We start from the raw sequence: 26,111 nt of genomic DNA, 5'->3' as shown, positions 1-26,111 counted from the left end.
TGGCAGACCGCCATTGACATGGCTTGTATAGGCTTGAGCCATGAATATCTCGTTCACGTCGATGAGGCCGGAAGACAGCGAAGCCATCGTCGCGTTCTTATCGAGCAACAAGTTCCCGTTTCATGTTCGCCGGGACTGGACAAAGCCGGAGCTCAGAGAATTGGTCGATGGCGGAAGATATTGGAACAGCGAGAGCCAAGGATTCTGGATCATTGGCGATGGTCAATGCCTGGGAATGGCAGTTCTAGAAGATCTGGAAGACGACACGCCAATGTTTGACCTGCGCTTAGCCGAAACCTTTCGGGGACAAGGACTGGGTGTCGTGATACTGAAGGAATTAAGTGCCATGGTCTTCAACAGCAAGCCGGAAGCCGTGAGATTCGAGGGCCAAACCAGAGAAGATAATATTTCGATGCGCAAGGTGTTCCTGAAGGCTGGCTTCCTCAAGGAAGCGCACTATCGGATGAGCTGGCCCGCCGATGATGGCACAAGATTGGCATCGGTCGCCTATGCCATTCTCCGCCAGGATTGGGAGAGTGGCGAAACGACCAGCTTCGACTGGGATGACTTGAAAATCTGACGTCGCCGTTCACGATTTCATTGAGCAGGGCGGCACAAGAAATCGCGAGTAATGTCCAGATGGCCCAAATGCTGGCAGAGCTCTTCGTACACATGCAGGAGGACGCCTTCGCAGGTGGACATCCAATATTCGGCCTCTCGGCCCGGTGGCAAAACGGCGGGAGCTTGCTGCATTTTGGTGCGCGAAGTATCTGCGGCGAATGCTGTTCTGGTTTCGGAAGCCAACGCCAGGGCTCCGGGCTTGTCCATTTTTGCGCTGAACTCTGCATCCCGATCGCGGGGGACTGCGATGCCGAGATTCACCGTTGAGGACCAGCGTCGCATCATGCCGCAACAGTGCAGCAGAATCTGCACCGGCGAGTTGCTGCCTTCCATCGGCAAGCAACTGTTGATCAATTCGTCTGGAATTTCGTTGACGGTTTCGAAAAGCTGATCGAACTTGTCGAGTAGAAGTGTGGCGAGGATCTGCTCGCTGCTTGACAGTGAATTCATGCCCCGAGTCTAGACGAAAGCAGGCGTTGCCATGAGCCGCGGGCAAGAGCCGAAAGGCGCATCGGCCAGACGAAGGGCACCTGTGGGCAGTGTAGTGGCAGAGTCAATCACTGGCGCTTTCAGCAGCAGGAAAAACCACGGTGTTCTCGGCAACCCCGGTTACACCTATTTGGTGCCCGTTCCCCTTGGACTCAAAGTTGCGAGATGAAAACGCCCCACAGTGGTTACGTGGGTATCTCTAGGAATGATGAGTGCATCCAAGCGTGTCAGTTCCGCATTTCCAACTCGACAGCTATTGTCCAATGCCACGAGGATTCTCACTTCGTTGCGCGGCGAATTCCCGGTGGTCGAGTCCAGCGTGGAAACGCTGGCCTCCCATTTTTCGCCGAGGAACATCAGGTTCAGGGCCAAAAATCCAGGGCCCAGGGGTACAACTGAAACCTCGTCGTCGCCGGCAAACGCTGCTTGTTCACCAGCACGGAGACGCCTCGTCTGGCCACTAACGGTCAAGTCGATCTCGCCAGGACCTAAGGCCACCTGAATCCGCTGGATTCCAGGATATTGGCTGTAGGGCTGGGGGTGGGAAATTTCAGCGACGCTGACTTTCCAGGACCACGCACCAAGGGCATCCGAATCACTGAGGACGGTTCGCGACACTCCCTTGCCGTTCTTCCAGGGCTGAACTGACAGGTCTGCATAGTGAACAATGGGAAGTGCATGCATGACGGTCTGCTTCCTCAAGGATTCAAGTGGCTTTGATTGTCATCTTTCCATCAGAGTTCTGGCCCGCTTCAATTCGTGACTGAACATGCACGGTTTGTGCAGTTCGGCCGGAACGTTGCAATACAATCTTGAATTTCTGGAATGACGACCGATGATTACTTGTCAGCAGCCACACCGCTTCATGCTTGTTGCTAATTCAGGACGCTTGGGATCGTGTCGGCGAAATCGTGCTTGGTCACTGTCGCCGGTAGTTATTCATCAGACTCAGTGGCGTCTTCCGAGATAAATTACTCGCGACATTTTTCGCTGAAATGTGATCTGCGAATAACTGAGGTGGACACGGTTAGAATGCGAGAATATGGAAAATTTCATGAAAGTTCTGGCGGATAAAGTCCTCGAAAGAATTGGTCATGAGCGTGCGCTGGTGGCAATCGATGGGGTGGACGGTAGCGGGAAAACGTCCTTTACAGCCAAATTAGCGGCAGAAATTACCAATCGTGCTGTGATCACAATCCACGTCGATAATTTTCTGAACCCGGCTTCCAAGCGACATGCGCAAGGGAGAACTTCGCCAAAAGGGTTCTGGGAAGATACCTACGATTATGACTCGCTTTTCCGCAACGTGCTGATACCGCTTGGGAAAACCGGTAATGGGTATTATTCACCTGCTTCGTATGATGCGCAGTTGGACGCTTCCATCGCTTTGGAAACTATCGGTTCTCCGAAAGATGCGCTCATCTTGGTTGAGGGCATGTTCCTGCACCGGGACGAACTCTTTTCGTACTGGGACTGTTCGGTGTTTTTGGATGTTCCGTTTAAAGAAACAGCGGCACGGATGGCACTTCGGGACGGGAGCAATCCGGATCCTGAGCACTCGTCCATGAAGAGGTATGTGGACGGGCAAAGAATGTATTTCAAATCTGCACGACCTTGGGATCGTGCAACTTTCGTCGTCGACAATGCGAACTATCTGTTGCCACGCCTACTCGAGACGAACCAAGTCCGTGATATTTAGTGGTGGACGTTTCGAACACTGATTTTCCGAGGCGCCCACTCCAACCACCCACCTGTAGAAGAATTAGTATTGAGCGATGAGCCAGCCACCAGCTAAGAAGTCCGTCATGCCCGACGCTGAAGTCGACATCGATTTGGCAATGGTCCGCCAGCTGATCGCCGCACAAGCGCCACAGTGGGCTCATGAAGATGTCAGATACCTCGCCACTGGGTGGGACAACGAGGTCTATCGCCTTGGGGATTCCCTGATGATTCGCTTGCCCCGACGACAGCTGGGGGAGGAGATTGGCATCAAGGAACGCCGCTGGCTGCCGCAAATGGCAAATGACTGCGGGATTGATCTTGGCCTGGCGATTTTTGAAGGCCAGCCCACGTCCGACTACCCATTTACCTTTTCGATTTGCCGGTACGTTCCTGGTACCAGTGCGGCTCGGTTCAAGCGGCAGGACCGCGATGGATACGCGGAAGAATTTTCTGGACTGCTGCGATCTCTTCATCAACCTGCAAGTTCGCCGGAACCACGAAGCCGCTTTCGAGGTTGTGCGTTGGCGCAATTGGACGCACAGACTCGCGAGCAAATTTCGAACCTGGATTCGTCCTTGCGGCCCGATGCCCTAGCGCTATGGGAGGAAGCCGTGGAGACAGAAGGCTATCAGGGCGCTCCAGTGTGGCTACATGGTGATCCGCATCCACACAACACCATTGTTGGCGACGAGCTGCCGCATCCCGCAGTCTCCCTGGTTGATTACGGGGATCTATGCGTTGGCGACCCCGCCTCGGATCTGGGCATGTTCTGTATGCATTTCACCCCCACTGGCATTAGCCGAGCCTTCGAGAGCTATGGCATCGCAGTCGGCACCTCAACGTGGAAACGAGCGCGCGGTTGGGCACTGCGGTATGCCATGCTCACCGCAAATCTTGGCACCGATGATCTCCTGGGCATTGTTGGGCGGGAGACCTTGGAAGTACTCCTTGCCTCCTCCGAGAAGCTTTGAAAGAGCACCACTTGAGCTGCTGCAGACCGTAAGCTGAACTCAAACTCCCGAGTATTGAGTGTCTTGGACAGCGAGAGGACCACTATGGATCTTGAGAAGAATCCGAGCGTGGCTGCACGTTTATGCCTCGAATCCCACGCGGAGCTATTGGAACATGTTGTTGGTCTCAGCGACGAGAGCATGCAACAGGGCAGCAAATTACCTGGTTGGTCCGTAGGCCATGTGCTGACGCATCTTGCGAGAAATGCCGATGCACATGCACGGCGTCTGGAAGGAGCCTTGAACGGCGAGGACGTTCCCAAATACGCCAACGGTGCAGAACAGCGTCGCCAAGAAATTGAGGACGGTGCGCGGAACGCAGCATCTGAAATCTTGGCGGATCTTGAATCGAGCGTTCTTCGTTTAGACAGTCTTCTTGAGCAAAGCGAGCAGGCTCACTGGCCTAACGCCGATTTCATGGGCGGCGGGCACTACGGAGTTGGTGGTTGTCCAGCTCATCGCCTGCGCGAAGTCCAGATGCATCTTGTAGATCTTGGGCTGGGATACTCGCCAAGCCAGTGGTCTGAAGAATACACAATGTGGGATCTGGGCAACCTGCTGGCCACGGTTCCGGAACGCTTGGCGAGCTCGGAAGCGCGCACCGAACTGGTTGCGTGGTTGGCCGGGCGTGGTCCGCTAGGCAAGGAATTCACTTTGGATCCCTGGGGCTGAGCTGCATTGCTCGTAGTACCCAAATGGCCCTGGTCTCAGCTATTTTTGCGTGAGAAGCCCAAGTAGCTGATCCATGTTGGTAAATACTTCAGCAGCGCCTGCTGCCAAGAGCTTTTCCTCGGTGCTGCTGATGGGTCCACCCGGGCAGTAGCCGAAGACCGTAGCTCCTGCCGCAACTCCGGCGCTCACTCCGGTGACCGTATCTTCGACAACTGCTGCTTGGCTCGGATCAATATCCAGGCCAGAAGCAGCTGCCAGATAGACATCGGGCGCAGGCTTGCTCTGGGCATACTCCATGCCGCTATAGACACGGTTGCCGAAGAATGGCGCCATCTGGGCTATCGATAGCTGCATCTCGACCTTGGCCCGGTCGGCTCCCGTGGCGCAGGCGATCTTTTCGCCGTAGGCGGCAGATATCTGCTTGACGGCTTCCAAGGCACCGGGCACGGCTTGCAAGTTTTCGCGCAAGGCCACATCGCGGCGTTGCCTGAACCCGGTGATCCACTGCTCGTCAATCCGCACACCGGTATGCGCAAGGATGGGCTCCCACTGGTCCTTGAGGGCCTTGCCGATGAAGATGCTGATGCATTCTTCCTGGCTGATGTCCCATCCCAATTCAATGAGCATCTCCCGGAGCACTGCGTTCGTGATGGACTCGGAATCCACCAGTACGCCATCGCAATCAAAGAGCACAGCGGAGAATTTTGGACGCGGCAAGTTTGATCCTTCCGGCGGAATCATCGATTGGCTAAGCGGCAGAGAACTCGTGGAGAATGCGGGCCAGCGGCGCCAGTTCGGGCTGCTCCTCGGCCTGCTTCAACACGCGTTCCAGCGTGGCATCGTGGATGGGCTTGGCCTTTTGATACAGCTCGTGCCCAGCGGCGGTGAGTTCGGTGTAGATGCCCCTGCGGTCATCCGCGCACAGCACGCGCGAGAGCAGATTGCGATCTTCGAGCCTCGTGACCAGGCGCGTCGTTGCGCTGGGGCTCAGTGCGGTGGCGCGGGCCAGCTGCGCCATGCGCATGTGCCAGCCGTCCTGCCGGTTCAAGGCGTCCAATAATGTGTACTCGACCACAGAAAGCCCGACCTGGGCGGTCAGGTCCTTTTCTAGTGCGGCATCGATTAATCCGTGCAATGACGCCAAAGTGCGCCATCCACGAGCACGGATTTCGACAGCATCATCTGCGATTCCCATGGGTTCCTCCAAAAATACTTGCTTGCGCTGGTTAGTTGCGTGTGCAACGATAGTATCCATCGCGCAATAACAAGCGTGTGCAACTAATTTATCTAGTCTATCAGGAGTAACGCTATGCCGCTCGGTCTTATTGCGTTGGCCATCGGTGCCTTTGGCATTGGGCTTACTGAGTTCGTCATCATGGGCCTGTTGCCAGATGTGGCCGCCGACTTCGCTGTCAGCGAGGCAGCCGCCGGCTGGCTCATTTCCGGATACGCACTGAGCGTTGTGGTCGGAGCTCTTGGGCTGACCGCAGCCACCGTTCGCCTTCCACGCAAGCCAGTGCTGGTCGGCTTGCTGGTTCTGTTCATTCTCGGCAACTCGCTCACCGCCATGGCTTCGACCTATGAAGTGGCCATGATCGGCCGCGTCGTCGCCGCCCTGTGCCACGGTGCCTTCTTCGGCATCGGCTCGGTCGTGGCATCCGATCTGGTCCCAGCCAACAAGAAGGCCGGCGCCATCGCCATTATGTTCACCGGCCTGACTGCCGCCAACGTCTTGGGCGTTCCGTTTGGAACCCTGCTCGGACAGCACGCCGGCTGGCGCTCGACCTTCTGGGCCATCTCTGGCATTGGAGTCCTTGCCCTGATCGGCATCCTCGTACTGGTACCAGTCATCAAGCACGCCGCAGAAGGCATCTCGCTGCGCAAAGAACTCGGCGCCTTTACCTCCTTGCAGGTTTGGCTCTCCCTGGGTGTCACTATCCTTGGCTACGGCGGAATGTTTGGCGCCTTCACCTACATCGCTTACACCCTGACCGAGGTCACCGGATTCAACGAGTCCACCGTTCCATGGCTGCTGATGCTCTTCGGCGTGGGCCTGTTCGTGGGCAACTGGCTCGGTGGCCGCATGGCCGACAAGAGCATCGACCGCACCCTGCTGTTCTTCATCGCAGCCCTCCTGGTAGTGCTGATCGCCTTCGGAGCACTGGCAAGCAGCCCGGTTGCCACCATTGTGGCCTTGTTCCTCATGGGCGGATTCGGCTTCGGCACCGTTCCAGGCCTGCAAAGCCGCATCATGCAATTCGCTGGTTCGGCCCCGACCTTGGCGTCAGGTGCCAACATCGGTGCCTTCAACGTCGGCAACGCACTGGGCGCATGGGCCGGTGGACTGGGCATCGCCGCAGGCCTGGGCTACACCTCGCCCATCTGGATCGGTGCCGCCATTACCGTCGCCGCATTGCTGCTGGTAATGGTCGCCATGTCCCTGGCCAAGAAGTCGGCCACTGCGCCCGAACTGGCTCCAGCCAGCTAGGCTCAAAGATTTTCCAAACCACCAACAATTTCAAGGAGTTAGATATGACTACCGCAATTCCCACCATCACCCTGAACAATGGCGTTGAAATGCCGCAGGTCGGTTTCGGAGTCTTCCAGGTTCCCAACGAGGAAACCACCGCCGCCGTGGCCGCAGCCCTGAAGGCCGGGTACCGCAGCATCGATACCGCTGCGATCTACGGCAATGAAGAAGGCGTGGGCAAGGCACTTGCCCAGTCCGGCATTGCCCGCGAAGACCTGTTCATCACTTCCAAGATCTGGATCGCGGACATGGGCTACGAGCAGACCTTGGAAGCGTTCGAGGCGAGCTTGCAGCGTTTGGGCCTGGACTACCTGGATCTGTTCCTGATTCACTGGCCAGCTCCGGAAAAGGATCTCTACGTTGAGACGTGGAAGGCACTGGAGAAGTTGTACGCCGACAAGAAGATCCGCGCCATCGGCGTTTCGAACTTCCAGCCAGAGCACCTGGACAAGCTGACCGCCGGGGGAAGCATCGTCCCGGCCGTGAACCAGGTTGAACTCCACCCCGCTTTGCAGAACCGCGAGGTCATTTCCGCGAACACCGGACATGGCATCGTCACCGAAGCGTGGAGCCCGCTGGCCCAGGGTGCCATGCTCACCGATGAAACCATCGAGGCAATTGCCAACGCGCACGAGGTCACTGCAGCTCAGGTCATCCTGCGCTGGCACCTGCAGCAGGGTCGCGTGATCATTCCGAAGTCGGTGACCGAATCCCGGATCATCGCCAACCTGGATCTGTTCGGTTTCGAACTGACCAGCGATGAACTGGCAAACATCGATGCCCTGGACCGCGATGGCCGTACTGGTCCGAATCCGGACACCTTCAACGGCTGATTTCAAAACACCGACCAGAGATGCTGCCCGTATGCTTAGCCAGCTGCGGGCAGCATCTCTGGTTTGGTCGACCCAATGAATTGCAGTTGGAGAACGCCCCGTTTGTGTGCGCTGCCTTGCATTTCAGGTGAAGCCCAGATTCGCCTTTAAGACGCTCAAAGCCACGCGGCCATGACTAACTGTTGCAGGTCTTCCTGCTTGATTCGCCCGTTAACAGTTAGAGCCGAGTACCAAGAGTGAAACACCGTCCGCAACGTCTACCGTTGCGAAACTTCTGACAGCATCACCCGCGGACCGACAGATTTGGGATAAGTCGTTGTGGCTGTCCTGTGGCCGGAAGACGGCCAGATTCTGGCCATCGCGTTTCGCCTGGGTTCCTATGCTGCTCATATCTTCACGTCAGCGCGTGGCATTCCTGTTGGATCGTTGAGTGCTGCAGGCGCCATGGCGCAGGAGTCCTCGACGGATCAACTGATACCAGCCTTGTCGCCCAGAAAAGTGGGCTGATGGGCAACTGCTCGCGGACGGGGTGCAGCCCCGATTGCGCGTCATTTCATGGGCGAAAGCAGCTCTTCGAATCCAAGGGTGCCGCTTTTGCACTCATATCCGTACCTCTAGATGCAATAGCAAGACAGTCCTCTCGATAATGCATTATTGATCGATTATGACTCTTCAGCGCATTTACTTGTAACGGTAAAAGGTCGCATGATCGTCTGGAGCGATAGGTCAACCCATGATCAAGCCACACTCGCAGTTTCAGCCGGCCAAAAGAACTCGGCCTTGACTAATGGACCAGTTGTCCGCGAGTGCAAACAACGTTATCGCGTTTCTTTTGCTTCATACCTGGCGTCCTGGAAACGGCACTTTGAGCAAAGCGAGTATCCAGCTGGTCCGAACCAAGCCTTATCGTCTCCTTGGCGTAAAACGACCCTACAAGACGCGCATCTCGCACGGATTTCAGACGGCATTTGAACCTCACAATAATGTATTGACTGCGCGTGGAAAGGGCCTCGGAAAAGAAACCCTAACGAATTTCATCGTATCCTCCCACTAGGCGGTAAACGGAAAAGACAAAAACGAGCGTTATTGAATTTAACTACAGGCATCGTTTCCAAGACGGTGTCTGGCGTTAAAGCTCCATTCCCATCACTGTTCGAACAGCAATAGATCCACCAAAGTCATCTTCTACATGTTTCATGCCTAGCTTCTCGGCAACGCGTTGAGAAGCGATATTCTCGGGGTGAATAATTGCAACTAGCGTCTTCGCTTGCAGCACGTCTCTTGCGAATTCTTTACAAGCATTAGCGGCTTCGGTTGCGAAGCCGTGGCCTTGGACTTCATTTTTCATGTGATATCCGACTTCGAGTTCTAAGTGGTCATTGACTTCCTGCCAGGTAAGTCCGCAATCGCCAAGGAACTCGCCCGCCAGTGTTTCAACAATCCACAAGCCGAAGCCATATTCGGCGTAGTTTTCCTCATTCCAAGCGATCCAATTGCTCGCCTCATTGCGAGTCTTGGGAGCAGGGTAATAGGTCATTACAGCTGGGTCTCCGAGCATGGCAGCCATGTCATCTAAGTCTGTTTGATCCATCTGTCGAAAGCGCAATCGCGCCGTGGTGTCAGGAAGCATTTGTCTAATTTATTGCTTCGTTCATCATCCACTCACTATCCACGGATATTGAAAAGAGCAACAAACTTTTTGGGTCCGTGAAGTCCCTAGCATTCCTGTCCAAGATCCGTAGACCTGCGCCGAGCTATCCGTTAGGGAACGCTCTACAGGTCTCTATCCGTCGGATGTCAGTTGCTCGTGCTCTATAAGCCAACCAGACTTGTGCCTGACGAGAACGTTAGTCCCTCTACCGGTTCCAGATCGCGGTTGACCGTTTATTAGTCCGATCCACGAAAAATGGTATCGGCAGACAGCAATATCACTCTTCACTGTTACCCAAGCCAAATCATGGATTGAATAAACCTCATTCTGGATCGTATCGAAGGTATTCTGCAGTGCAACTCGGATTTCCTCGTGCCCGTAATAGGATCCATCGGAGAACCAATAGCTAGCCTCTGGCGAGATATGTGCAAGAACTCGATCGAGTACGCGTGAGCTATTTGCTGCTTCGTACTCGCGCATCATTCGAGTCAATTCAAGTACAGAATCTTCGGTAGACGTCATAGTATCCAGTTTGGTCGGTAGTACTAGTTGAACCAACCAAAATGGTACTTCTCTCGTTCTAAATTTCCGAAAATGCCCGTGGAGGCCGTGCGACTTAGGAACGTATCGGCAACGTTTTACGCACGAGGAACTCTCTGCAGGACGATCTGAACGCCTATCCCTTGCCGCTGAATGCGGTGAATTGCGGCACGTCTGGATCGCGCGGCAATCAGCTCCCTACATTCATCGAATCATGGAAGGGGCGAGAGATCCGGAAAGAGACTCTCGACTGTTTCTTCGTCCCATGCCGTCCCCGAAGGCTCACCGACTGCAATGGTCGATGGGCTCTGCGGGTAGTCCTCGTACAGATCCCGGCCATCACTGGCTCTCAGGTACGCATCCTCACCGACGTAGGATAGCCACTCCGCTTCATCGCTCTCGAAAGCGAAGCTTAGACGACCATTGTCCAACGTATGCGGATCCCGCTGCACGGCCTTGAAGTAGTCTTGGCCCTGGCCGACCACCCAGCTGCGGAGGTACTCGAAGCAGTCGTCGGAACACCCGCCGTAGAGCACATAGGCAGCACCCCACAACTCCCACGAGTAGAGCTCTAGATTCTTAGAAACGAACCTTGCGTTGAAGGATGCGACCTGTACAGGTGGCAAGTCCGCAAGGATGTCCTCCAGCTCAGCCGCTTGGCGTTCGATGCTTCCATCTGAGACTTCCAGCGAGCGGCTAATGATGTCCCAGAACTGGCCTTGCTCCATTAGCTGCACCCCCGGCTCGACTGATGTCGAGGGCGGGGATATATTCGCTGTTCCAGTTGCCTGGGAATCGGCCTCTGCTGATATTGAGGAAGTAGTTGATGTTTCCACGGGGACCGGGTCGGAACTTCCGGTTGCGGGCTGCTGAGCGCACCCGGCCAGCACCATCGCCAGTGCTATCACTGCTGCGACTGCCCTGGACTTGGTTTTTAGCGTGAGCGCGTTGGCGCCAGCCGAATGAGGTCGATGTCCCGCTTCGCTTCTGGCGTGGTTAGGCGTTTTCATGGTTCCCCCGGTTATGTAAGTGCAATTGCGACCAACTCGCGCTATGGGGAACTCTACCGGCACGATCGGTTACTCCCAGGTGTGTCTGCCTGAGTCCTCTTTCAGGGTTAGACCCTTGGCAGCAAATTGCGGAACAGGCAATTTACCCCGTTCCGATTCGGTAAAGCTCATTGGGAGTCTTGTTTTCGTTCAGCCTTTTTCTTTTCCTGGCAATGGAGCCCCAGCGAGAAACGCCTCGTATTCATCAATCACATCATCATCGACGGACGGCAGCTGGTAGTGTAGCGACCGTCGGTACGATCTCTTTTCGGGCCAGACACCCAATACTCGTCGCCAGTAGCGGGGTCAACGAAATTTGCATCAAAAAGTCCCGAGACTTGACGCAGAGCAAGATCGTGGAAGTACGCTGTCCTCCAAGATTTGGAGAACCGGACACGACTAATCCATGCTGGTCCACGATCTGTGTTGTATCCAGTCTTGAGTTGAATATACATAATGCGTTCGGCCATGAGGCCATGATAATCAGTCTGTATGCGGTTTAGGCTGGCTTGTTGCCGGTCATTTTGTGAATCGTTGGCGATTTGCGGAAGATCCTGCTGGTGTCCGATATGAATTTCGGTTCACATGGGAACGCTCTGTGGGACAGTGTTTTCGAATTGCCTTCGATGACGGCAATCAGGATTTCCTGCGAACTAGCTCTCGTGTTTTTCATGGAAAACGAGGCTTTTGGTTAGTTGGAAACTACCGTGGACTGATCGGCATCGTCTCTCGGGGCGGGCGTTACATGTGACGTGGGGATTCTTCTGTGGAGCCGGAGTAAACGCAGGGCGACAAAGGCGACCAGGACACCGACCAGCGCACAGACTCCGGCGACAATCACCATGCTTTGAGCATCTCCCGGTGTACGTGGGGTGCCGACGATGTAGCCTATGGCCACGGAAGTGCTAGTGAGCATCCGATAGTAGGCCCAGGCGCTGCCCGTGTGGGCTTGGGGGATCTGTTGGAAGATCATGTTTCGGACCCCGACGTTGTGCGTTCCGTTGCCCATGCCGCCGATGACGAAGGCAATGCCGATGATGTTGGCGATCGGGGCCAGGCCTTCGGCCAATATCGCCAGTGCCATGCATAGCCCGCCACCCACGATGAGTAGCATGGTGCGTGGAGCGAGGCGCTTGGTGCCGGCCAGATAGGCACCGATGATCGATCCCACGGCCCAGCAGGACAGGACCAAACCGTAGAGCGTGTCGCTTCCCGAGATTTGCCTTAGCCAGAATACGCCCGCGACGGCTTCAATGGAGGTACTGATCATAATGAGGATCAGCAGCGGCATCGTGGCAGCGACAATGGGGGAGGATAGTATGGCACGCCAGCCATCGCGCGCGCCATTAAAGATGTTCCAAGAGTCGGGTTCGGCGGATTCAGGGCGTTCCACGCGCAGCACCAGGACCAGGGCCGTGGCGGCGAGCACCGCGGTGGTTCCGGCATTCACACCCAGCATCAACGATGCACCGACTATGCCGAATAGCCAGGCAGATAGTGCGGGCCCAACCAAGTAGGCCAAGGACGATCCAATGGCCATTAAGGAGTTGGCCCGTTCGATGCGGATAGGGCCGGTCAACTTGGGCAGCAAGGCGAATGCGGCGCTGCTGGAGAGGATGCTGATGACATTTGATGCTGCTAACAGTGCTAGACGGGACCAGAAGTCATCTTGCAGCGCAGCGATGCCGATGCAGAGGCTTTGCAGTGCCAGGCAGACGACCCAGATCTTCCGGGGGTCGTAGCGATCGACAATTGCCCCTCCAAAGGGGGCCAGAATCATCGCCGGGATGGCCAGGCTGAGGGAGAACCACGTAACCATCCAGGTTTGGCCTTGGTCGACAGCGGTGAGCACCATGGACATAGAGGCGGCTTCGTCCCCAACGATGGCTAGTGATGAGATAACAACCAGGGCGATGAGTGGCAGGGCTGACGTGCGCCCGAACTTTGGGGTACTGTTCATGTGTTCGTTGGGCTCAGTCTGTTGGGTTGCGGATTGGTGGACTCAGGGAATTTGCGTGCAACGCTGCCAGTTTAGCGCGGCTTCATCCATAAATTGGCTCCGCATGGGCACTCTACGAGACAAGAAATTGTTCTTGATTCGGCGTTCTCGGATCCATGAATCAGCAGATGAACAAGACAGGGCATAGACTCAATGCCAGTGAGATCCACATTGCCTTCAACATCGATTGCAACGGCCAGGATACCTGGATCCAGCGCGGCTAGTTCCGCGGCGAACATTCCCGACTCCGGTAGTTGCTTAATGTTGGCGAACTTGAGACGTTCGCGACTGCCAGCAACCAGGTTAACGTTTATTGTTTCCGTGCTCCAGAACAGCCCGGAGGCCGTCTTGCATTCCGTCGCCAAGGTGGCTTCGTTTCGTTGTGCCTGGATACCCGACAATAGCGTCGCTGTAACCCGCACTTTGTGTCCAAGGAGCCAACCCCGAGCGCGACACCGCCTATCGCCAACTTGAGTGCTGGCTCATTGTGCTTAATAGCCGATTATCAATCTTTTGGTTGTCGAGGTGTAAATACGGTATTGGATCGTGGCGCATAGGCGTACCACCCAGTGCTTTCTCCACGCCGTGTTGCCTCCAGCGCATGCGCCACCTCTTCTTCTAGTGCTTTGATCTCGATGGCTAAAGCATCAAACACTTGTGCAGCTTGAGGGTTAAGAGCGGGCCCGTTTGACCGAAACTTGCGGTCCGGCATATCACCTACGCTTGCGACCAATTCAATTTCAAACCCATCGCCAAGTTCATCAGCGACACGCTGTGCTAATCGTTCACCCGCAACACCGAACTGACGGGCCAAACCTGGAGATTTCCACTCATAATCTCGGTTCAAACCGTCATAGTAAGACTGTTCCCACCGCGAGAGTTCGTGAGTCAGCGCAGCAGATAGTCGGGCGGTGGCATAGTCAATAGGCTCGTTAAACCACAGCACTGTGTCTGCATAGTCTGGAAACATGCGGACCGTTGAAGGCAGAATCTCACGCGATGAATTCATATCGCGATCATACCGATACGCTCCAATCAGAACTAGGCTGTGCTTTTGTTGCCCTACGGGGTCCTTTGCGTGCGGCGCAGCGCAGTGCCGAGAACTATGCACAAAAGTCATGAGGACTTCGAAAACTGACAGTAACTCCGAGTTTTCAAATATTTTGAGTTCCTGGATACGCAGGCCGGCAAAAATCCCGTTTTCCCTAATGTCGGAATCAGCTGATGACCAAGCGTTTTACAGTGCTTCTGATTGCCTCGATGACGTCATTGACGGTCTTTCGGTGCAAGTGTTCTGCCCTCAATAAAAGGTCGATTTGTCGACCGGAGTTTATGCCTTTAATTGGTCGTAAAGTCACCGATGCATCCAAGGTTTTCCGCGCCGTGAATCGAGGCAATATCCCCAGGCAATCGCTGGCTTCGACGAGCGCGCCAGCTGTTGCATAGTCGTTGACCCGATGCTCGATTTGCGGAGCCTTCCCTGCCAGCGCGGCGATGGTTTCCAGGACATCGGCCGGCGAATATCCGGAGCGGGAAACGACCCAGCGTTCATCGATGACCTGCTCGGGGGAGAGCTCATCGAATTCGGCCAACGGGTGATCCTTGTGGATGGCGATATCCAGCGGTTCGAAGGCCAGCGGGATCACCGTGATGCGCTCTTCGGGCCACGGTGCGGTATGCGGCATGCGGTGGGCCAGGACCAAATCGTAGGTCGATGTCAGTGCAGGGAAATCCTGCTGCGACACATCCTCATCGGAAAAATGCAGGGGTGGCAACTGGCCTTCGGGCAGGGATAGCAGCGGCGCAAAAATGGTCTGCCCGATGGAATGGAAGCCGGCGACGTTGATGGGGACATTCTTGTCCTGCTCCACGGTGCGTATTCTTGCCGAGGCTTCGGCCAGCGTCGAGGCCACCGATGCGGCTGCGGAAGCAAGCAGCTTGCCCTCGGACGTGAGCACCAGGCGCCGGCCTTCCTTTCGGGTCAGGGGTGCCGGGAACCCGCGCTGCAACTGGGCCAAGTGCTGGGAGACGGCCGAGGGGGAGACGAACAGCGCCTTGGCCACGGCATTGACGCTCCCCAGATCCGCAAGTTCGCGCAGGATCCGCAGCTGATGTAATTCCATGAAGTAAATGCTAAATCAATAGATCAGCAAATCGTGCTTCTTCTAATATGTTTTCCCCGGGAGTGCGGTGCGACACTGGAAGCAACACAGTCCGTCGCGTGTGAACCCGACGGCCATCTGAAAAGGATCACGCATGAAAGCACTGTACAAGTCCGGGCCGCACGCGGGGCTGGAACTGGTGGACCGCCCAGAGCCAGAAGTAGGCGTGCACGATGTAAAAATCCGTGTCATGACTGCTGGCATCTGCGGCACCGACCTGCACATTGAGGCCTATGACGATGCCGCCAAGGCCATGATCAACACCCCGCTGGTCCCAGGGCACGAGTTCTACGGCGAAGTCGTGGAGATCGGCGACTTCGTGCACGGCGTCAAGGTCGGGGATCGCGTCTCCGGCGAAGGCCACGTGGTGTGCGGAATGTGCCGCAACTGCCGTGCTGGCCGCAAGCAGATGTGCATCAACGTTGATTCCGTCGGCGTCCAGCGTGATGGCGCCTTCGCCGAATATGTATCGATCCCCGAAAGCAACGTCTACATTCATCGCGATGAGCGCATCACCCCGCTGCTCGGCGCCATCTTCGACCCGTTCGGCAACGCAGTGCACACCGCCTTGCAGTTCCCCATGGTCGGCGAAGACGTGCTGATCACCGGGGCCGGCCCCATCGGCCTGATGGCCGCCGCCGTGGCTCGCCACGTAGGTGCCCGCAACATCGCCATCACGGACGTCTCCGAACAGCGCCTGGAACTGGCGCAGTCCATGGGCATCGACCTGGCCGTGAACGTGGCCACCACCCGGATCAAGGAAGCCCAGCAGCAACTGGGCATGGTCGAGGGCTTCGACTACGGCATGGAAATGTCCGGCCACAAGACCGCCCTGCCGGAAATGATCGAAAACATGAACCACGGCGGCAAGATCTGCATGCTTGGACTGCCCAGCACCTCGATCGATATCAACTGGGGCAAGGTCGTCACCCACATGCTCACCCTGCGCGGCATCTACGGCCGCGAAATGTTCGAAACCTGGTACGCCATGAGCGCCATGCTCACCTCCTCTGACGTGATGCGCGAGCGCATCTCCTCGGTAGTCACCGACTTCCTTCCAGCTACCGAATGGCAGCAGGGCTTCGAAGCCGCCCGCAGCGGCCACGGCGGCAAGGTCGTGCTCGACTGGACCGTCTTCTCAGACTAGGAATTCCCCGCACCAACAAGGAGCAATCCCCATGTATACCGACCTCAAAGACCAGCTGGCCGCCGAGCTCGACGAGCTGAAGGCCTCCGGGCTGTTCAAGGCCGAACGCCACATCGACTCCGCGCAGTCCGCCTCCATCATGGCCGGCTCGCTGGGCGCCGAAGCGCGCCAGGTGCTGAACTTCTGCGCCAACAACTACCTGGGCCTGGCCGATAACCAGCAGATCATCGACGCCGCCAAGACCGCCATGGATGAGCGCGGCTTCGGCATGGCCTCGGTCCGCTTCATCTGCGGCACCCAGGATGCGCACCTGGAACTGGAGGCCAAGCTCTCCCAGTTCCTGGGCACCGAGGACACCATCCTGTTCTCCAGCTGCTTCGACGCCAACGGCGGCGTTTTCGAGTCGCTGTTCGGCAAGGAAGATGCCATCATCTCCGACGCGCTGAACCACGCCTCGATCATCGACGGCATCCGCCTGTCCAAGGCCGCCCGCTTCCGCTACGCCAACCAGGACATGGCGGATTTGGAGATCCAGCTGCAGGCCGCCGCGCAGCTGAACGACGGGGCGGGTGCCCGCCGCACCATCATCGTCACCGACGGCGTGTTCTCCATGGACGGCTACCTGGCTCCGCTTGAGGCCATCTGCGATCTGGCCGACAAGTACAACGCGCTGGTGATGGTCGATGACTCCCACGCCGTGGGCTTCATGGGCGCCACCGGTGCCGGCACCCCGGAGCACGCCGGCGTTTCGGACCGCGTGGACATCTACACCGGAACCTTCGGCAAGGCCCTGGGCGGCGCCTCGGGCGGCTACGTGTCGGGACGCGGCGAAATCGTGGCGATGCTGCGCCAGAAGGCCCGCCCCTACCTGTTCTCCAACTCGCTGGCCCCGTCGATCGTGGCCGCAACCCTCAAGGCGCTGGAACTGGTGGCGGGCTCCGGGGACCTGCGCGAAAAGCTCTTCGAGAACGCGGCGCACTTCCGCCGCCGGATGAGCGAGGAGGGCTTCGAGCTGCTGAAGGGCGAGCACGCCATCATCCCGGTGATGTTCGGCGATGCCATCAAGGCGGCCGAGGTGGCAGCGAATATGCTCGAACGCGGCGTCTTCGTCACCGCCTTCAGCTACCCGGTGGTTCCCAGGGGGGCTGCCCGCATCCGCGTGCAGCTCTCCGCAGCCCACTCGGCACAGGATATCGAGGCCTGCGTTCAAGCGTTCGTCGCCAGCCGCTGACCGGGGAAGTTGCCTGACGGCGTGTTTCAATAGGAATTACGTTTCGGCACTACCAACGGCGGAGGACTCATGGCTACCAGGGATGATGTGGCGCGCTTGGCCGGCGTATCTCCCAGTACCGTGTCCTACGTGATCAGCGGCCGGCGTACGATATCCGATGCGACCAAGGCCAAGGTCCTGGCGGCCATGCGGGAGCTGAATTACACCCCGGATGCCTTTGCCCAGGGCCTGGCCGGGTCGCGCCGCGGCATCCTGGCCCTGCACTTTCCCACCAGCGTGGACGGCTATTCCTCCACCGAATTCGAGTACGTCACCGCGGCCATGGAGCGTGCCCGCGCGCTGGGCTATCACATGCTCTTGTGGTCCAACCCGATGACCGACGTGATGGGCTTGGAAAGCCTGGTCGGCCAGAAGCTGGTGGCCGGGGTGCTGCTCATGGAAGTGTCGATCAACGATCCGCGCTTTGACGTCCTGCGCCGTGCCAGCATCCCCTTCGCTTCCATCGGCCGCCCCGATGACAGCGACGACCTGTCCTACGTCGATAATGATTTTGCCGAGGCCGGGCGTATCGCGGTGGATTACCTGGCCAGCCTCGGGCACCAGTCGATCATGTACATCAACGTGTCGGTCGAAGACCAGATGGCCGGAAATGGCCCGGCCATCCGCACGGCCCGGGCGATCTCGGATGCGGTGCGCGGGCGCGGCATGATCCTGCAGGAAGTCCCCGTGGAGAACAACGCCCGAGGCGGCCGCCAAGCCCTGGACGCGTACCTGAAAATGGATCAGCGGCCCACGGCAGTGCTCGCCCTGAAGGAATTTGCCACCGCAGGCTTTGTCAACGCCGCGGGCATGGCTTCGCTGCGGATTCCCGGGGACCTCTCCGTGATAGCGCTGGGTGTGGGGGATCGTTCGGCCGAGATGGTCGCTCCGGCACTGACCACCGTTGCCCCTCCGGGGGAGCGCATTTCCCATGCGGCGGTAGATGCCCTGGTGCAAAAAATCGAGGGGCGTGCCCAGGTGGCGGTGCAGGAGCTGATCGCCCCGCTGATGGTGGTCCGGGACAGCTCGGGCCCAGCCCCGCACTGAGCGGATCCGGCAATTTCTCCGGCTGGTTCGCCGCCAACTGTTGACGCGCGTCGATGACCTGCGTCACTATTGAGGGGATCATTCGTGCCGGGCCATCTGAACTGGCAGGGCACCACTCAACGTGGAGGGCAACATGAAGAAAGCAAAACGCGGGCTGAAGTTCGCGCCGGTGATCTCGGTGGCAGCAATCAGCATGCTCCTGGCCGGCTGCTCCGGCGGGGCGGACCCCAATGACCCCAACGCCTCCGGCGGCGGCGAAGCCCAGGTAGGCAAGGCGGACGGCGTCGTCGACATCTACGGCCCGGTCACCGGCATCGAGGCGGAACTTCTTGAAAAATCCTGGGCCAAGTGGTCCGAGGACAACGACATCAAGATCCGCTACACCGGCGACAAGAACTTCGAATCGCAGATCGGCATCAAGGTCCAGGGCGGCGACACCCCGGATCTGGCGGTCTTCCCGCAGCCCGGGCTGCTGCAGGCCACCGTGGCCCAGGGCAAGGTCCAGAAGCTTCCCGAAGCCGTGCAGGCCCAGCTTCAGCAGAACTGGTCCGAAGACTGGCAGAACTACGGCAAGGTCGATGGCGTGCAGTACGGCGTTCCGCTGATGGCCAGCGTCAAGGGCTACATCTGGTACTCGCCCAAGCAGTTCGAGCAGTGGGGCGTGAGCGTTCCGAAGACCTGGGACGAAATGATCGACCTCGGCACCGAGATCTCGAAGAAGACCAGCGAGCCTGCCTGGTGTGCCGGATTCGCATCCGGCGAGGCCTCGGGGTGGCCGGGCACGGACTGGATTGAAGACGCCGTGCTGCGCCAATCCGGAACCGAGGCCTACGACAAGTGGGTGTCCGGCGAACTGGAATTCACCTCCCCGGAGATCACCAGCGCCTTTGACTCCGTTGGAAAAATCCTGCTCGATCCCCAGCAGGTCAACGCCGGCTATGGAGGCGTGAAGTCGATCAACGCCACCGCCTTCGGCGACATGGGAACGGCCGTTGCCAAGGGAACCTGCCCGCTGACCCACCAGGCATCCTTCCTCGAAGGCTACGTGCTTGACTCCAAGAATGCCGATGGCAAGAAGGCCACCGTCGCCCCTGACGGAGATGTCTGGGCCTTTGTCGCCCCGCCGGCCAAGGCAGATGATCCCGTGTCCGTCGTGGGCGGCGGCGAATTTGTTGCCGCCTTCTCCAACGATGAAGACACCGCCAAGGTCCAGGAATACCTGGCCAGCGCGGATTGGGCCAACAGCCGCGTCGGACTCGGTGGCGTGATCTCGGCCAACTCCGGCCTTGATCCCAAGAACGCCAGCAGCGACCTGTTGCGCTCCGCCGTCGAACTGCTGCAGGACCCGAACACCACCTTCCGCTTTGACGGTTCTGATCTGATGCCCAAGAGCGTCGGTTCCGACTCCTTCTGGAAGGGCCTGGTGGATTGGATCGATGGCAAGCCAACCAAGGAAGTGCTTGAAAATATCCAGTCCGGTTATGACTCCTAGTCACTGCCTTGTTCGTCGCCAACGGCCGGGACTCGCGGCCGTTGGCGGGATTGTAGGAGCCTGAAGCCATGTCCCAATTTTTCCAGTGGCTGGCGGGCGTGCCGCCGCTAGTCCAGGTGCCGATCGTCTTGATTGCCTTCGCAATCCTGATTGCGGCGATCCTTGCCTTTGTCGAGACAGCCACCAAGGGCGGACGCGGATTTGCCGTGGTGCGTTTTGCCGCCGCAGTGGTAGTGCCAGTGGCCATCTTGCTGATCCTGGGCCTGTACAACTCGGTCATGTGGGTGGCGGCGATCGCCGCAGCGCTCGGTGCCGTGCTGTTTTTTGCCGACCGCCGTTCCCGCGAGGGCGCCGGGTCGCTGCTGCAGCTCTCCGGCTTCCTGGTTCCAGCGCTGTTATTGCTGGCCATCGGCTTGATCTACCCCACGGTGAAAACCGCGATCGCCGCGTTCATGGCCAATGATGGATCAGGATTCGTCGGCCTGGGCAACTTCGCCTGGGTGTTCACCAGCCCTGACGGGGTGACCGCCCTGCTCAATACCCTGGTGTGGGTGCTGGTGGCGCCCATTGTTTCCACCATCATTGGCTTGGCCTATGCGGTGTTCATCGACAAGAGCCGCGGCGAGAAATTCTTCAAGCTGATGGTGTTCATGCCCATGGCGATTTCCTTCGTTGGCGCATCGATCATCTTCAAGTTCTTCTACGACACCCGCCAGGGCGATCAGATTGGCGTGCTCAACGCGGTCATCACGGCCTTCGGCGCCAAGCCGGTCGACTGGCTCGGGCTCGAACCATGGAACACCCTGTTCCTGGTCATCATCCTGATCTGGACCCAGGCTGGGTTCGCCATGGTCATTCTTTCCGCGGCCATCAAGGGCGTGCCGGCCGAGCAGCTGGAAGCGGCAGCCCTCGATGGGGCCAGCCCGTGGCAGCGCTTCGCCAATGTCACGCTGCCAGGGATTCGATCCTCCGTAGTCGTCGTCTTGACCACCATTTCCATTGCCTCGCTCAAGGTCTTCGACATCGTTTCATCAATGACCGGCGGCCGCTCGGATACAACGGTCCTCGCCTTCGAAATGGTGCGCCAGTTCCAGCTCGGGGCGCGCACCGGCTACAGCTCGGCCCTGGCGGTCATCCTGTTCATCCTGGTGCTGCCGATCATCATCTACAACGTCCGCCAGCATAAGAAGCAAAGGGGCATCCGATGAGCGCCGTTGGCGAATCCTCTCGCCGCCTGTTGGCGGCTACCGAAAAAACCAGCGGGAAGCTGCGCAAGGCGACCACATCCCGAGGGGCCACGATTGCAGCATTCATCATTGCCGCGGTGTGGACCATCCCCACCTTCGGCCTCTTTGTCTCCTCCTTCAGGCAGGCTGATGACATCAAGACCTCGGGCTGGTGGACGGCCCTGTCCAACCCGTCATTCACGCTGGAGAACTACGCGCAGGCCTTCTCCTCGGGCGACAGCCTTCCGCTGTCCAAGGCGTTTTTGAATTCGCTGGTCATCACCATTCCAGCGGCGATTGTCCCGATCATCATCGCCAGCCTGGCGGCCTATGCCTTTGCCTGGATCAATTTCAAGGGGCGCAATACGCTATTCGTCCTGGTATTTGCCCTGCAGATTGTTCCGATCCAGATGGCCCTGGTTCCTCTGCTCCAGCTGTTCTCGGACGGCGTGAAAATCGGCGGGCTGTATATCCTGCCGGGGCTGGGCGTCAACGGATTGGATGGCGCCTATGCGAAGGTGTGGATCGCGCACACGATCTTCGCGCTGCCCTTGGCGATTTTCATGCTGCACAACTTCATCTCGGAGATCCCCGACGAGGTGATCGAGGCGGCTCGCGTGGACGGTGCCGGCCACGGAAAGATCTTCTCGAAGATTGTCCTGCCGCTGTCGATGCCGGCGATCGCTTCCTTCGGCATCTTCCAGTTCCTCTGGGTGTGGAATGACCTATTGGTGGCAACGGTGTTCACCTCGGGCGGGGGACTGCCGATCACCAAGGCGCTCCAGGATCTCTCGGGTACCTATGGGCAATCCTGGGAACTGCTCACCGCCGGTGCGTTCATCTCGATGATCATTCCGCTGGTGGTCTTCTTCGCCTTGCAGCGCTACTTCGTGCGTGGACTGCTGGCGGGTGCCACCAAGGGCTAGCCGAAACCGCAGCTGCAGCGAGGGCCCCGGATCCCCGGGGCCCTCGTCCTGTCTGAAATCCCGGATCTAGATAGCCTTTGCCGAGGCCGCAGCCGAGGCTTGGGCCAGTAGGCTCGTCAAAGGAGAACATCCACGGATTTTGCGATGCCCTCGCGACGGGCTGCGCTGAACAAGAGAGGTCGCCATATGGGTACGACATTGCTGACGAATATCGCGCAACTGGTCACCGTTGATGCCGCGGGCAGCGTGCTGGAGCATGCCGCCGTGCTGATCCGCGAGGACCGGATCGAATGGATCGGCGCGGCAGCCGATGCACCAGCGGCCGATACCGTTCACGACCTGTCGGGCCGAACCGTGCTGCCAGGCTGGGTCGACTCGCACAGCCACCTGATTTTCGGGGGAGACCGCGCCGAAGAGTTTGTTGCCCGCATGGCCGGCCAATCCTATGCAGCCGGCGGAATCGCGGTGACCACCTTGGCCACCAGGAGCCTCAGCGATGAGGAACTGACTGGCCTTGTTGCCGCCCGCCGCGCCGAGGCCCTGTCCATGGGGACCACATGGATGGAAACCAAGACCGGCTATGGCCTGGAACTATCGGAGGAAAGCCGCCATGCGCGCCTGGGCGCACCCATCGTCGATACCCTGACCTTCCTCGGCGCCCATCTGGTTCCCGCTGGCGCTGATGCAGATGAATACACCGACCTTGTCGCCGGCCCCATGCTTGAGGCCGTCGCACAGGACATCGACTTTGTGGATATCTTCTGCGAGCGTGGTGCCTTCAATGAAGACCAGACCCGCCGCGTTCTGCAAGCAGCGCAAGACCGGAATCTGGCAACCAAGGTCCACGGAAACCAGCTGGGCCCAGGCCCGGGAGTGAAGCTTGCCGTGGAATTCGGCAGCCATTCGGTGGACCACGTCAATTACCTTGAGGACTCGGATATCCAGGCGCTCGCCGGAAGCTGGGCCGATTGGGACCGCACGACTCGTTCCGGAAAGCCCGGGACCGTCGCCACCTGCCTGCCGGCCTGCGACTTGTCGACCCGGCAGCCGCTGGCGCCAGGGCGCGAGCTGCTGGATGCCGGGGTGGGCATCGCGCTGGCCAGCAATTGCAATCCCGGAACCAGCTACACCAGCAACATGAACTTCTGCGTGGCCACCGCAGTGTTGCAAATGAACCTGTCCCTGGCCGAGGCCATCGAGGCCGCCACCTACGGCGGAGCGCTCGCACTGGGCATCGCCGACCAGGTGGGCTCCATCGAGGTGGGCAAGCGCGCAGACCTGCACGTTCTTGATGCGCCGGCAGCTGCGCATCTGGCCTACCGTCCGGGAATGAACCTGACCCATAGTGTCTACCGGGCTGGGGAGCTGGCTGGCTGAGGAGCTGGCAGCCTTCGACTTGTTCATGCCGGTTCACGGAAAATCTGGCAGTCAAATAGGCATTCGTGATAAACAAGAACCATGGCTAATACTGCTTTTAAGGGAACTCCCGTACAGACCATTGGTGAACTGCCAGCCGTAGGCTCGCAGGCACCATCATTCACCCTCACCGACACCGGCCTTGCTGATGTCACCAGCGAGTCGCTGGCTGGCCGCCGCGTTGTCCTGAACATCTTCCCATCGGTTGATACCGGCGTATGCGCTGCCAGCGTTCGCCGCTTCAACGAACTGGCTGCCGGCCTGGAGAACACCACCGTTGTGTGCGTATCCGCTGACCTGCCATTCGCGCTGGGCCGCTTCTGCGGTGCCGAGGACATCGAGAACGTCACCGCCGCTTCGGTCTTCCGTTCGGACTTCGGTTCGGACTACGGCGTCACCCAGGTCGACGGCCCGCTCGCTGGCCTGCTGGCCCGTTCGGTGATCGTCCTGGATGAGACCGGAAAGGTGGCCTACACCCAGGTCGTTCCGGAAATCACCACCGAGCCAGACTACGATGCAGCTATCGCAGCCCTGGGCTAATCGCCTTTTGCATCACTGGTGATGCTTGCCAAGGCCCATCCGAGCATCGAGCTTGGATGGGCCTTTGCTGTCCCCGAGGGAGGGGTGCCAATGATCGGGCATCAGTTCCCGGCAGCCTGCGCGGCGTTCAAAATCCGCGGCCCGATCTTGCGCATGAGCTTGTCGATTCTGGGATTGTCGGTGCGCGACAGGGTATCGGAGAGCCGCTCCAGGCTCATCAGCCCAAGCCAGATCTTCGCCCGATGGGCTTCGTCGGGAGTCGGCGCGATCAGATCGGCCATCTCCAGGCCATGCCACAGGCTCAGGTAGGCGGAGTTCAGCGCCGGATCCCAGGCGGCAGCCAGATCCCAGTCCAGGATGCCGACCAGCTCCTGGGCAACCCAGTGCATATTGTGCCCGGCCAGATCGCCGTGGACCAGCCCCGGCTGCACCTGGGCCAGCGAATCAAGCTGGGCCCACAGGGTTGTAGCCGCGCCACGCAGTGGATCGGGCAAGGCGTCGAAACACCGCTGCTGGCGTTTATCGGTCCACGGGCCGCGGAAGGCAAAGGGCGCCGCCAGGTATTCGCTGATCGGTTCCAGGCTAATGGCCGCCAAATCGTTGACCAGCTTCCCCAAGACCTTCGGATCCCCGTAATGCGGCTCATGGGCACTGCCCGGGATGAAGGACATCGCCACCGAGCCCAGGCCGCCGACCTGCAGGATCCGGGAAGTGGCCACCGGAATCCGGTAATCCAGCTGGCCTTCGAGCCGCTGCAGCAGCTTCACCGAGCGCGGCATCTGCCCGGTGGCTTCTTCGGTGCGTGCCATGCGGATCACCGAATGCGGGTTGGCGATCACCACCTTGTGGAACTGCCCGCCCTCGTTGACTCCGGCATTTTCCCAGGACAGCTCGGGACATAGCTGGCGGGCAATGGACAGTTCTTCCATGGTGGCAGGACGGCTCACTGATGCTCCTTTAATTCGCTGTCTTCAGGCTACCTCAGCCCGCGCACAGCCTGATCAGCCTATGATCGAGAACGTGAATGCCAAGATCCTGAAATTCGAGATCGCCCTGGTGCTGGCCCTGTCCCTGGGGCAAAGCGCGATCTATTCGATCCTGAGTTTTGCCGACAAGGCCACCAGGGCGCCGCTGCGCGAGCAGACGACCTCGCTGAACAACCCGTTGAGCACCCGCGAATTTTTCGACTTCTCCTATCAGCTGCTGGATATCGTCTTTGCGCTGGTGCCGGTGCTGCTGGCCCTGTACCTGATGAAACGCAGCACCGGGCGGGGAGTGCGGGAGATCGGCTTTGACCTGCGCGCGCCGGGCAAGGATTCCCTGATGGGTGCCGGGCTGTTTCTGGCCATGGGGCTGGGCACCCTGGGCGTCTACGCGGCAGGCCGGGCGCTGGGCATCACCACTGCGATTTCCGCGGCCAACCTGGGGGACTACTGGTGGAGTGTGCCGGTGCTGCTGCTCTCCGCGGTGCGCCATGCGGTGCTCGAAGAGGTGCTGATGCTCGGTTTCCTGTTCAGCTATGCCAGGAAGTTGCGGCTGGGGTTGTGGACCACGATCATTTCCTCGGCGGTGATCCGCGGCAGCTACCACCTGTACCAGGGCGCGGGGCCGATGATCGGCAATATGCTCATGGGCGTGGTCTTCGGCTGGGCCTATCACAAGTACGGGCGGGTGATGCCGCTGGTGATCGCGCACTTTATGCTCGACGCCATCGGCTTTGTCGGATATGCCCTGATCGGACCGGCGATCGGGATCGGCAACTAGCGCGG

Annotated in this window: 26 protein-coding genes; 15 read left to right on the top strand and 11 right to left on the bottom strand. The window is 58.8% G+C overall.

Annotated elements, in window-relative coordinates; translation table 11 throughout:
• Nucleotides 1-40 precede the first annotated feature (40 nt).
• On the top strand, nt 41-580 hold the full coding sequence (locus H6F58_RS05270) for a GNAT family protein (protein ID WP_195181273.1): 540 nt from the start codon (nt 41-43) through the stop codon (nt 578-580).
• A 17-nt stretch (nt 581-597) separates the two neighbouring features.
• Here the strand turns inward: H6F58_RS05270 and H6F58_RS05265 are convergent, their stop codons facing one another.
• Nucleotides 598-1,071 (bottom strand): DUF664 domain-containing protein, encoded by a 474-nt coding sequence (locus H6F58_RS05265; RefSeq protein ID WP_146277902.1) that lies wholly within the window; start codon nt 1,069-1,071, stop codon nt 598-600.
• Nucleotides 1,072-1,236: 165 nt separating this feature from the next.
• On the bottom strand, nt 1,237-1,794 hold the full coding sequence (locus H6F58_RS05260; RefSeq protein WP_146277903.1) for a HutD family protein: 558 nt from the start codon (nt 1,792-1,794) through the stop codon (nt 1,237-1,239).
• 358 nt (nt 1,795-2,152) lie between these two features.
• On the opposite strand from H6F58_RS05260, the gene H6F58_RS05255 reads away from it, so the two are divergent.
• From H6F58_RS05255 to H6F58_RS05245, 3 genes are all read left to right on the top strand, one after another.
• Entirely contained in the window at nt 2,153-2,809 is a 657-nt protein-coding gene (locus tag H6F58_RS05255; RefSeq protein ID WP_146277904.1) for a uridine kinase, read from the top strand.
• A gap of 76 nt (nt 2,810-2,885) precedes the next feature.
• Entirely contained in the window at nt 2,886-3,803 is a 918-nt protein-coding gene (locus tag H6F58_RS05250; protein ID WP_195181272.1) for an aminoglycoside phosphotransferase family protein, read from the top strand.
• A 108-nt stretch (nt 3,804-3,911) separates the two neighbouring features.
• The gene (locus H6F58_RS05245; protein ID WP_171918558.1) at nt 3,912-4,514 is read left to right on the top strand and encodes a maleylpyruvate isomerase N-terminal domain-containing protein; all 603 of its coding nucleotides are present in this window, start codon (nt 3,912-3,914) and stop codon (nt 4,512-4,514) included.
• Between the two features lie 39 nt (nt 4,515-4,553).
• Here the strand turns inward: H6F58_RS05245 and H6F58_RS05240 are convergent, their stop codons facing one another.
• Both H6F58_RS05240 and H6F58_RS05235 read right to left on the bottom strand, forming a co-directional pair.
• The gene (locus H6F58_RS05240; protein WP_244652323.1) at nt 4,554-5,231 is read right to left on the bottom strand and encodes an HAD family phosphatase; all 678 of its coding nucleotides are present in this window, start codon (nt 5,229-5,231) and stop codon (nt 4,554-4,556) included.
• Nucleotides 5,232-5,262: 31 nt separating this feature from the next.
• Nucleotides 5,263-5,709: a MarR family transcriptional regulator gene (locus H6F58_RS05235; RefSeq protein WP_146277908.1), complete on the bottom strand. Its 447-nt coding sequence runs from the start codon at nt 5,707-5,709 to the stop codon at nt 5,263-5,265.
• A 114-nt stretch (nt 5,710-5,823) separates the two neighbouring features.
• Here H6F58_RS05235 and H6F58_RS05230 point away from each other — a divergent pair, with 114 nt between their 5' ends.
• Nucleotides 5,824-7,002 carry an MFS transporter gene (locus H6F58_RS05230; RefSeq protein ID WP_195181270.1) on the top strand — a complete coding sequence of 393 codons (1,179 nt, stop codon included), beginning with the start codon at nt 5,824-5,826 and terminating at the stop codon, nt 7,000-7,002.
• Nucleotides 7,003-7,046: 44 nt separating this feature from the next.
• Nucleotides 7,047-7,877 (top strand): aldo/keto reductase, encoded by an 831-nt coding sequence (locus H6F58_RS05225; protein WP_195181269.1) that lies wholly within the window; start codon nt 7,047-7,049, stop codon nt 7,875-7,877.
• Nucleotides 7,878-9,006: 1,129 nt separating this feature from the next.
• Here the strand turns inward: H6F58_RS05225 and H6F58_RS05220 are convergent.
• From H6F58_RS05220 to H6F58_RS05195, 6 genes are all read right to left on the bottom strand, one after another.
• Nucleotides 9,007-9,507 (bottom strand): GNAT family N-acetyltransferase, encoded by a 501-nt coding sequence (locus tag H6F58_RS05220; protein ID WP_195181268.1) that lies wholly within the window; start codon nt 9,505-9,507, stop codon nt 9,007-9,009.
• 773 nt (nt 9,508-10,280) lie between these two features.
• Nucleotides 10,281-10,796, bottom strand: coding sequence for a DUF4240 domain-containing protein (locus H6F58_RS05210; protein WP_195181267.1), 516 nt, complete (start codon nt 10,794-10,796; stop codon nt 10,281-10,283).
• 1,012 nt (nt 10,797-11,808) lie between these two features.
• Nucleotides 11,809-13,077, bottom strand: coding sequence for an MFS transporter (locus H6F58_RS05205; RefSeq protein WP_195181266.1), 1,269 nt, complete (start codon nt 13,075-13,077; stop codon nt 11,809-11,811).
• Nucleotides 13,078-13,148: 71 nt separating this feature from the next.
• Nucleotides 13,149-13,517 (bottom strand): hypothetical protein, encoded by a 369-nt coding sequence (locus H6F58_RS17940; protein WP_206693472.1) that lies wholly within the window; start codon nt 13,515-13,517, stop codon nt 13,149-13,151.
• A 104-nt stretch (nt 13,518-13,621) separates the two neighbouring features.
• A complete protein-coding gene (locus H6F58_RS05200; RefSeq protein ID WP_146277926.1) occupies nt 13,622-14,125 on the bottom strand; it encodes a hypothetical protein in 504 nt (167 codons plus the stop codon).
• 208 nt (nt 14,126-14,333) lie between these two features.
• Entirely contained in the window at nt 14,334-15,239 is a 906-nt protein-coding gene (locus H6F58_RS05195) for a LysR family transcriptional regulator (RefSeq protein WP_195181265.1), read from the bottom strand.
• A 133-nt stretch (nt 15,240-15,372) separates the two neighbouring features.
• Here H6F58_RS05195 and tdh point away from each other — a divergent pair, with 133 nt between their 5' ends.
• The 8 genes from tdh to tpx all read left to right on the top strand — a co-directional run bounded on the left by tdh (nt 15,373) and on the right by tpx (nt 24,342).
• Nucleotides 15,373-16,425: an L-threonine 3-dehydrogenase gene (tdh, locus tag H6F58_RS05190; RefSeq protein WP_195181264.1), complete on the top strand. Its 1,053-nt coding sequence runs from the start codon at nt 15,373-15,375 to the stop codon at nt 16,423-16,425.
• Between the two features lie 31 nt (nt 16,426-16,456).
• Nucleotides 16,457-17,656, top strand: coding sequence for a glycine C-acetyltransferase (locus H6F58_RS05185; protein ID WP_195181263.1), 1,200 nt, complete (start codon nt 16,457-16,459; stop codon nt 17,654-17,656).
• A gap of 69 nt (nt 17,657-17,725) precedes the next feature.
• Complete coding sequence (locus H6F58_RS05180) at nt 17,726-18,742, top strand: LacI family DNA-binding transcriptional regulator (RefSeq protein ID WP_146277930.1); 1,017 nt, start codon at nt 17,726-17,728, stop codon at nt 18,740-18,742.
• A 133-nt stretch (nt 18,743-18,875) separates the two neighbouring features.
• The gene (locus H6F58_RS05175; protein WP_146277931.1) at nt 18,876-20,234 is read left to right on the top strand and encodes an extracellular solute-binding protein; all 1,359 of its coding nucleotides are present in this window, start codon (nt 18,876-18,878) and stop codon (nt 20,232-20,234) included.
• A gap of 68 nt (nt 20,235-20,302) precedes the next feature.
• Complete coding sequence (locus H6F58_RS05170) at nt 20,303-21,442, top strand: sugar ABC transporter permease (RefSeq protein WP_146277932.1); 1,140 nt, start codon at nt 20,303-20,305, stop codon at nt 21,440-21,442.
• Nucleotides 21,439-22,386, top strand: a complete 948-nt coding sequence (locus H6F58_RS05165; RefSeq protein ID WP_060700968.1) for a carbohydrate ABC transporter permease — start codon at nt 21,439-21,441, stop codon at nt 22,384-22,386. Before H6F58_RS05170 ends, H6F58_RS05165 begins: the two co-directional genes overlap by 4 nt.
• Nucleotides 22,387-22,572: 186 nt before the next feature.
• Nucleotides 22,573-23,763, top strand: a complete 1,191-nt coding sequence (gene hutI / locus H6F58_RS05160; protein ID WP_146277933.1) for an imidazolonepropionase — start codon at nt 22,573-22,575, stop codon at nt 23,761-23,763.
• An 81-nt stretch (nt 23,764-23,844) separates the two neighbouring features.
• A complete protein-coding gene (gene tpx / locus H6F58_RS05155; RefSeq protein ID WP_146277934.1) occupies nt 23,845-24,342 on the top strand; it encodes a thiol peroxidase in 498 nt (165 codons plus the stop codon).
• A gap of 101 nt (nt 24,343-24,443) precedes the next feature.
• On the opposite strand, the gene H6F58_RS05150 is transcribed toward tpx, so the two are convergent.
• Nucleotides 24,444-25,289 carry an aminoglycoside phosphotransferase family protein gene (locus H6F58_RS05150; RefSeq protein ID WP_195181262.1) on the bottom strand — a complete coding sequence of 282 codons (846 nt, stop codon included), beginning with the start codon at nt 25,287-25,289 and terminating at the stop codon, nt 24,444-24,446.
• Nucleotides 25,290-25,353: 64 nt separating this feature from the next.
• Here H6F58_RS05150 and H6F58_RS05145 point away from each other — a divergent pair, with 64 nt between their 5' ends.
• Entirely contained in the window at nt 25,354-26,106 is a 753-nt protein-coding gene (locus H6F58_RS05145) for a CPBP family intramembrane glutamic endopeptidase (RefSeq protein WP_146278278.1), read from the top strand.
• The last annotated feature ends 5 nt before the right edge of the window (nt 26,107-26,111 follow it).

The organism is Glutamicibacter sp. FBE19 (assembly GCF_015524875.1).
Classification (GTDB): Bacteria; Actinomycetota; Actinomycetes; order Actinomycetales; family Micrococcaceae; genus Glutamicibacter; species Glutamicibacter halophytocola.
Note: the sequence above shows the minus strand (reverse complement) of the source record. Positions and strands in the feature narration are given on the sequence as shown.